The sequence below is a fragment of the Gemmatimonadales bacterium genome (assembly GCA_030697825.1).
Taxonomy (GTDB): domain Bacteria; phylum Gemmatimonadota; class Gemmatimonadetes; order Gemmatimonadales; family JACORV01; genus JACORV01.
In genome coordinates, this window is sequence record JAUYOW010000310.1 from 1 (window position 1) to 7,658 (window position 7,658).

At 71.4% G+C, this 7,658-nt stretch carries 5 protein-coding genes; all 5 read left to right on the plus strand.

Annotation, left to right across the window (positions count from 1 at the left end; translation table 11 throughout):
- The coding region (locus Q8Q85_15090; GenBank protein MDP3775584.1) for a glycosyltransferase family 39 protein at positions 1 to 1,649 on the plus strand (1,649 nt) is incomplete at its 5' end.
- Positions 1,646 to 3,649, plus strand: coding sequence for a hypothetical protein (locus tag Q8Q85_15095; GenBank protein MDP3775585.1), 2,004 nt, complete (start codon positions 1,646 to 1,648; stop codon positions 3,647 to 3,649). The genes Q8Q85_15090 and Q8Q85_15095, both read left to right, overlap by 4 nt.
- A 10-nt stretch (positions 3,650 to 3,659) precedes the next feature.
- Positions 3,660 to 5,465 (plus strand): hypothetical protein, encoded by a 1,806-nt coding sequence (locus Q8Q85_15100; GenBank protein MDP3775586.1) that lies wholly within the window; start codon positions 3,660 to 3,662, stop codon positions 5,463 to 5,465.
- The gene (locus tag Q8Q85_15105) at positions 5,462 to 7,282 is read left to right on the plus strand and encodes a hypothetical protein (protein ID MDP3775587.1); all 1,821 of its coding nucleotides are present in this window, start codon (positions 5,462 to 5,464) and stop codon (positions 7,280 to 7,282) included. Before Q8Q85_15100 ends, Q8Q85_15105 begins: the two co-directional genes overlap by 4 nt.
- Positions 7,283 to 7,478: 196 nt before the next feature.
- Positions 7,479 to 7,658: prepilin-type N-terminal cleavage/methylation domain-containing protein (locus tag Q8Q85_15110; protein ID MDP3775588.1), on the plus strand; the 180-nt coding region annotated here is incomplete at its 3' end.

The window sequence follows — 7,658 nt, forward strand, 5'->3', positions numbered from 1 at the left end:
ACTACCTCCTCATCGCGCGCAACCTGGCGGGCGGCCACGGCTTCTCGCTGAACGGGCTGCCGCACGTCGCGCTCTCGCCGCTCCAGCCGCTGCTCGTGGCCGGCCTCACGCTCGCCGGCGTGCCGTTGCTGTGGGCATCGAAGCTTCTCGCCGCCGTGGCGGGAGCGCTCCTCGTCGTCCCCGTGGCGTTCCTGGCCCGCCGGTGGTACGGCGAGCGCGCCGGTCTCGCGGCCGCGCTCTTCGCGGCCGCATCGCCCGCGCTGCTCACCTTCCTGCCGTTCTTCCCCGGCGAGCGCTGGAACCTATACTTCGGCAGCGAGCCGCTCTTCCTCCTGTTAGGCGCTTCCGCGATCGTCGCGGCGATTCGCGCCACGGATGACGGCGGCTGGCGATGGTGGATGGCGCTCGGCGCGCTGGTAGCCACGAGCTACCTCGCGCGTCTCGAGGGCGCGGTGCTAGGCCTCGCACTCGCCGTCGCCACGCTGGTATCGCTCGCGACGCGCGGAAAGCCGGCGCTGCTGCCACGCGCCCTGGCGGGAGCCTTGATCGCCGCGGCCGTCGTCGCTCCCTACCTCCTCTATCTGCACGGCGCCCTCGGCCGCTGGGCCGTGTCGGGCCGAGTCCAGGCTGCCGCGGCGGTCGAGCAAGCGACTGCCGAGCCGGGCCAGGGAGGCGGGAGCGAGGCGGTGCGGGCGTTCGTCTGGGGCGGGGACCAGGAGGCGCTGTGGCGCGTGCTGTACGCTCTGGATGGGTCCGGGACCAGAATGGCGTCGCAATACTGGGGAGTGCCGCGGGAGAACTTTACCACGGTTGCGGCGGGCGAGGGCGAGGGCGAGGGGGGATCGCCGCGGCGAGCACTGACGGGGCGCAGCCAGACGATCCCCCCTCGCCCGAGCCCGAGCACGCACGCCCAGGCGAGCCCCCCTCGCCTGAGCCCGATGCGCGTAGCCTGGCGGGCGCTGCACGCGGTGTTACCCTGGTGGTTCCTGGCTCTCGCGCTCGGGTGCGTCCTGGGAAAGCGCCGGCGCGGCGACCAGGTGCTCTGGCTCGCGCCGATGCTCCTCACCGCGATCGTGCCGGCGGCGCTCGCCTATGTCGAGCCTCGCGCCCTGCTCATGCTGGTCCCGATGGCGTGCGTGCTCGGGGCCAAGACGGTCGATGGGTTGATCGAAGCCGCGGTGAAGCGATGGCCGGTTCGCTGGATCGCGCCCGTCGCCGTGGTCGCGGTGACCATCGGTCTTCTCGTGCCGACCGCGCGCGACCTCGGGCGCGCTTGGAGCGCCGCGACCCCGCTCCAGCAAGTCGCGAGAGCGCGCCGCGCAGTCGGTGAATACCTCGGCGCGCACCTCCCGCCGGATGCGGTCATCGTCAGCTGGCACCCGGCCATCGGCGTATTCTCGGGGCGGGAGTGGCGCGTGCTGCCGTACGATTCCTTCGAGCGCATCGCGGGCTACGCGCGCGCGCAACACGCCGCGGCGCTCGTCTTCTCGCGTTTCGAGCCGTCGCCGCTGCGCGAGCCGCCGCGCGCCTTCACGCTCGTGCTGCTCGATTCCGCGTCCGCGGCGGCGGGCGCGAACGTGCACCTCGAGCGGGTGGACGAGACCCCGCTGGTCTTCGTGGGCCGGCTCGCCCCGGAACCCGCGCCGTGAACGGAAAGCCGGCCTGGCCGTCCGTCGTGGTGCCGATCGTCGTAGCCGGCGCGGCCGGGTGGTCGCTGGTGCCGTTCGCGCTCTGGTGGGCCGATGCCGACCCGCGCTACTTCAGCGCGGCGTGGGACGAGTGGCTGGAGGGATCCGCCGTGGCGGCACTGCTGGCCTCCCTGGCGCTCGCACTGATGCGGCAGCGGCTAGCGCCGGCGCTGCTGGCGGTCTGGGGCAGGGTGCTGGCAGCTCCGAGGCGCACGTTCTTCGCATGGTGCGCGGGACTCCTGGCTGCGCTTTCGGTGCTGATGTGCCGGTTCGTCTTCGCCGGCAACCCGCGAAACGTGGATGGCTTCGCGCAGCTGTTCCAGGCGCGGATCTTCCTCGCGGGACGACTGTGGGTGGCGCCGCCACCGGAGATCGCGAACTTCGCCACCCTTCAGATGATCCTCGGGCCGGACCACTGGTTCGCCCAGTACCCCCCCGGCCAAGCGCTGGTCCTCGCCGCGGGTCTTCTGCTGGGCGCCTGGTGGCTGCTGAACCCGCTCATCGTGGTCGCGCTGGTGTTCGCGACCCATCGCGTGGCCGCCTGGTGCGCCGATCGGTCTTCGGCGAGGCTCGCGCTACTGCTGGCGTGCGTCTCCCCCTTCGTGATCGCGGTGGCCGGCAGCGAGATGAGCCATCTCGCCGCCGCGACCCTGGGCATGGCGGCCGCGGCTGCCGCGACGGGCCTGGGTGGTCGGCGGCCGGGCCTTGCGGCATCACTGGCCGGCGCGGCGCTCGGTGTCATGGTGGCCTTCCGTCCGCTCGATGCGGTCGCGGCCGCGGCGCCCGTCGCGCTCATCGTGCTCCTCGCCGCACCTCGTCCCTTACGCGCCTTCGCCCTCATCATAGCGAGTGGCGCGGTGGCCACGCTGCCCACCCTCTGGTACAACGCCGGCACCACGGGCTCGTGGCACCAGTTCGGCTACAGCTACCTGTGGGGCCCTCAACACTCCCTCGGATTCCATCCGGTGCCTTGGGGCGTTCCGCTCACCTTCACGAGGGCGATCGCGCTCACCGGAGTGGACCTCCACCAAGTCAACACCTACCTCTTCGACTTGCCGGTCCCGATCCTGGTGATCGTCGCGGCGGGGTTCGTCGCGGGCCGCCGAGCGGTCGGCCAGCGCGACGCGGTGCCGGTGCTCGGCGTGGCCGCGCTCTCCGGCTTGCTCTTCTTCTACTTCCATCGCGACGTCTTCTACGGGCCGCGCTTCCTCTTCAGCGCCGTGCCGTGGATCCTCGTCCTGACGGCGCGTTCGCTCGGGTTGCTCCGGCGCTCGGGGCGCCAGGTGCTGCCGGGGACGAACGCCGGACTCGTGGCGGCGTTCTTCGTGCTCGTGGCGTTCGTCGTCGGCTTCGTCCGCATCACGCCCGCGCGCCTCGCGGCGTACCGGGAGGCCACGCCGATCTTCGATCTCCATCCCGACCGCGACGCCGCACGTTCCGGGGTCGGCAACGCGGTCGTGGTCGTCCCGGACGGCTGGGGCACGCGGCTCATCGCGCGGATGTGGGCCATGGGCGTCCCGGTCCGCCGCTCCACCCGCCTCTACGCTGCGATCGATGCCTGTACGCTCGAGGGCGCACTCGATGAGGCCGAGGGCGACGCCCCACGGCGCGCGCGCCTCATCGCCACGCTCGACTCGCTCGCCGCGCTGCGCCGGCCGGGCTTTCGCGCCGGCCTGACCGAAGACCCGAACCTCCGCGTACCGTTAGGCGTTACGCTCCCGCGGTCCTGTTCGGAGGAGATCGCCTTCGACCGCCGCGGCTTCCTCCAGTTCGCGCCGTTCCTATACCTCAACACCGCCCGTCTCGACGGCGACATCGTTTGGGCGCGCGACCTGAGGGTGCGGAACGCCGCGCTCTTCGCCCGCTACGCCGGCCGCCGCTTCTACCGCTACGCCCCGCCGGCGCCCGGCGAGCGCCCGACGTTCACCCCGATCGACGCGGCGGATGGCACTGTCCGCTAGGGCCTATGCCATGGTGCTCGGCGTCGCGCTCGCGGCGTCGGTCACCAGCATCGGGAACGGCTACGTCTACGACGACGTGCCCGCGGTCCGGGATGACCCGCGAATCCGCTCGCTCGGGAACATCCCGGCGCTGCTCACGAGCCCGTACTGGCATGGCGACATCCGCGACCGCATCTACCGGCCGGCCACCACGGTCTCGTTCGCGCTGGACCGCGCGATCGGGGGCGCCTCTCCGGCGCCGTTCCACGTCACGAATGTCCTGCTCCATCTGCTGGTGACCGCGCTGGTCCTCACCCTCGCGGCCGCCTTGATGGGTCGAGGCGCCGTGGTCGCGGGCCTGTGGTTCGCGTTGCATCCGGTCCACGTCGAGGCGGTCGCCAACATCGTCGGACGTTCCGAGCTGCTGGCCGCGGCGGCGTATCTCGGCGCCGTTCTAGCCTATCGCGCCGAAGGTGCGGCCGCGCTCCGGGCCCCCGCGAGCGAGCGCCGCGCCCTGCTCGCGCTACTGGTGCTGGCCTGCGCCGCGCTGGCGTTCGGGGCCAAGGAGCACGCGCTCACGCTCCCCGCAACCTTGCTCCTCATGGATGCGTGGCAAGCCCGCGCCGACGGCGGATCGCTTCGCGCTCGAGCTACCGGCCACCTGGTGCTGTGGCTGGGCGTGGTCGCGCTCGGCGTCGGGTACCTCGGTGCGCGCGCGGCCGTCGTCGGATCCCTCGGCGCGGGAAGCCCGGCGGCGGGGTTGCAGGACCTAACCGCCGCGGGCCGCGCCATGGTCATGATGCCGGCGTTCGCCGTCTGGGCGCGGCTCCTCCTCTGGCCGCTCCACCTCTCCGCCGACTACTCGCCGGATGCCTTCGTCCCCTCCCTCATACTCACGCCGGGCCATCTGCTCGGCGCTGGGGTGGTGGTGGCGGCCGCCGCCGGAGCCTGGCTGGGGCGCCGCCGCCTGCCCGCCGTGACGTTCGGGTTGCTGCTCGTGGCCATCACGGCTTCGGTTGCCACCAACATCGCAACTCCCACCGGCGTGACGATCGCGGAGCGCGTGCTCTACCTGCCCTCGGCCGGGGCGGCGATCGTGCTGGGTGCGCTGTGGGAGCGCCTGCCGCCGGCGCCGCTCGTCTGGCCCGCGACCGCGCTCGTCCTTGCGCTCCTCGGCGCGCGCGCGGTCGCGCGCATTCCGGTCTGGCACGACGAAGACCGCTTCTTCGATGCCCTCGTCCACGACGCGCCCGACTCCTATCGCACCTTCTGGGCGAAGGGCGCCCGCGCCTTCGAGCGTCGCGACGGCAGGACCGGCGAGCAGGAGATGCTGCGTGCCATCCAGGTATACCCGGGTGATGGCGCACTCATCCAGGAACTCGGCGAGCGCTACCTGGAAGCCGGTCTCTACCTCCCCGCCGACCGCTTCCTCACCGCGGCGTATCGGGTGGACTCGCTGCGGAGCGACGCCGCGGTCCAGGCGGTGCTCGCGCGCACCAAGCTCGGCCACGCCGATTCCGCCACCGCGCTCGGCGAAGAAGCGCTGCGCCGCTTTCCCGACGTGCCGACGCTCCTCCTCGCGACCAGCGACGCCTATCTGGCACTCGGCTTGCCGATGCGCGCCCTCGCGCTGCGGCGTCGCATCACTTACGCCGCGCCGCGGAGCTGGCAGTTCCAGCACCTCGCCGCGTTCGGGGCCGCGATGGCCGGTCGGTGCGATGAGGCGCGTGCCCGGCTCGAACGCGCCGTCGCCATGGCTCCGGCCGATGAGGAGACGCCGCACCGTTTCCTCGACTCTCTGGACGGCGGCCCCACCTGCGGCGTGGCGCGCCCGTGACCGTCGCCCGCGCGTCCCTCATCTGCGCTCTCGCGGCCGCGCTCGTCTACGCGGGCGCGCTCGGCAACCGCTTCGCCCTGGACGACGGGCCGATCGTCGAGCGTAATCCCGCGGCGCACGACGTCTCCGCCGCGGTGGACGCCTTCGACCAACCCTACTGGCCGTCCGAACACCAGGCGGGCCAGTGGCGCCCGCTCGTGATCCTCTCGTTCGCGGCAGACTGGAGCCTTTCAGGAGGGAGCCCCGCGTGGCTGCACGCCGGTAACGCGCTCTGGCACGCCGCCGCCACGGCGCTCCTCGTGCCGGTGCTCACGGCGTATGTCCCGGTGACCGCGGCACTCGCCGGCGGGCTCGTCTTCGCGGTCCATCCCGTGCACGTCGAAGCCGTCGCCAACCTGGCGGGGCGCGCCGAGCTGATGACGTGCTTCTTCCTGCTCGCCGCGATCCTGCTCGCGCGCACGGTGCGGCGGGGACGAGCGGCGGGATGCCGGACCTGGAGCGTCGAACTGTTGATGCTCGCTGCCGTGGGCCTGGCTCTGCTCAGCAAGGAACACGCGGCCGTCGCGCTCGCTCTCCTGGTACTCGACGATGCGGCGACGCGGCGCGTCATCCCGGCCGGTCTGCCGTGGCGGGACTACGCCGCGGTCGCAGCCGTAACGGCCTCCTGGCTCGTGATCCGGCGCCACGTAGAGGGAGGGCTCTCCTTCCAGGCCGTCGCGCCGACCTTCTTCCATCTGGGCGGCTGGGGTCGCATCGCCACGATGTTGCCGGTTGTTTTCGTGATGTTGCGGCTGCTGGTGTGGCCGTTCGACCTCTCGCCCGACTACCACCCTCGCGTCGTCGAGCGGTTGGAGACCTTCAACGTGACCGGCGTGGCCGGGCTCCTCGTCCTTCTCGCGCTGGTAGCGCTCGCCTTCGCAACGTGGCGAAGCAAGCGCGCGGTTTCCGCAGGCCTCTTCATCATCGGGATCGCGTGGCTACCGACCGCGAACCTGCTCTTTCCGACCGGCATCGTGATCGCCGAACGGACGCTCTACCTCGCGTCCGTCGGGGTGGCGCTGATCGCGGCGGCGGGCGCCGAGGCGTTCGCCATCCACCAGGGAGAGCGGCCGGCGATCCTGGCGTCCGTCCTCGCCTGCGTGCCGCTCGCGCTGACGACCGTCACCGCCGTCCCTGCCTGGAAGGACAACCGCGCCATGGTGATGACCGCGCTCGACCATCACCCCGAGTCGTACCGCGTGCACACGTCGGCCGCCCGGGTCTACCGGCGCATGGGCCTCCCCGAGGCGGCGATGCGCGAGTACCTCGTCGCCGACGAGCTATACCCGCTCGACCACTACCTCTTGGCGGAGATCGGAGCCCTCGCGCTCGACGACAACGACCCCACTCTAGCCCTCGCATATCTGCGACGCGCCGAAGGTCTCGACACCAACAACACACTCACGCAACAGCTCTTCGCGCACGCCCTCCTTCGGCTGGATTCGGCGGCCGCCGCGCTTGGGCACGCCCGGATCTCGGTGGCCACCGGTCCGACTCGGGCTGCCGCCGCGAGGGTGCTGGCCGCGAGCTTTGTCGCGCTGGGACAACGAGATAGCGCGCTGGCAGTCTGGCCGGCTTTCGGCGCGCGAGGAGGGAGGAGTTTCGAGCGCTGGCTCTATCAGGCTTCGACCTACGCGGCGGTTGGGATGCCCGACAGCGCCCGGCTGGCCTTCGATTCCGCGATGGTCAGGGCGCCAACCGACTCCATTGCCCGCCTTCAGATTCAGGAGGCAAGGCGGATCCTCAGGGCAGCTGGAGCGAGGCCCGTCTTGCGTTGAGCGGGACCGGTTGCAGAAAGCCAGAGCACGCTGATCCCGGTTGGGTATGCGGCGGCGGGCGTCCGGACGGTATGTCGTTGGCGGGCAACGTGTTCTCCTGAGATCAAAGGCGCTGGCACGCGCATTGCTGGTCAGAGCATCGGAGTGGCGCCTGCAACAGCTTCACCATTTCACGTTTCAGCCAGGGAGGCACCTAGTGCGGAACCCGAGAGGCTTCACGCTCATCGAACTTCTTATCGTCGTGGTGATCATCGGCATTCTGGCCGCCATCGCGATCCCGAAGTTCGCGAACACGAAGGAAAAGGCGTATGTAGCCGCGATGAAGTCCGACCTTCGGAACGTCGTCACGGCGGAAGAGTCGTACTTCGCTGACTAT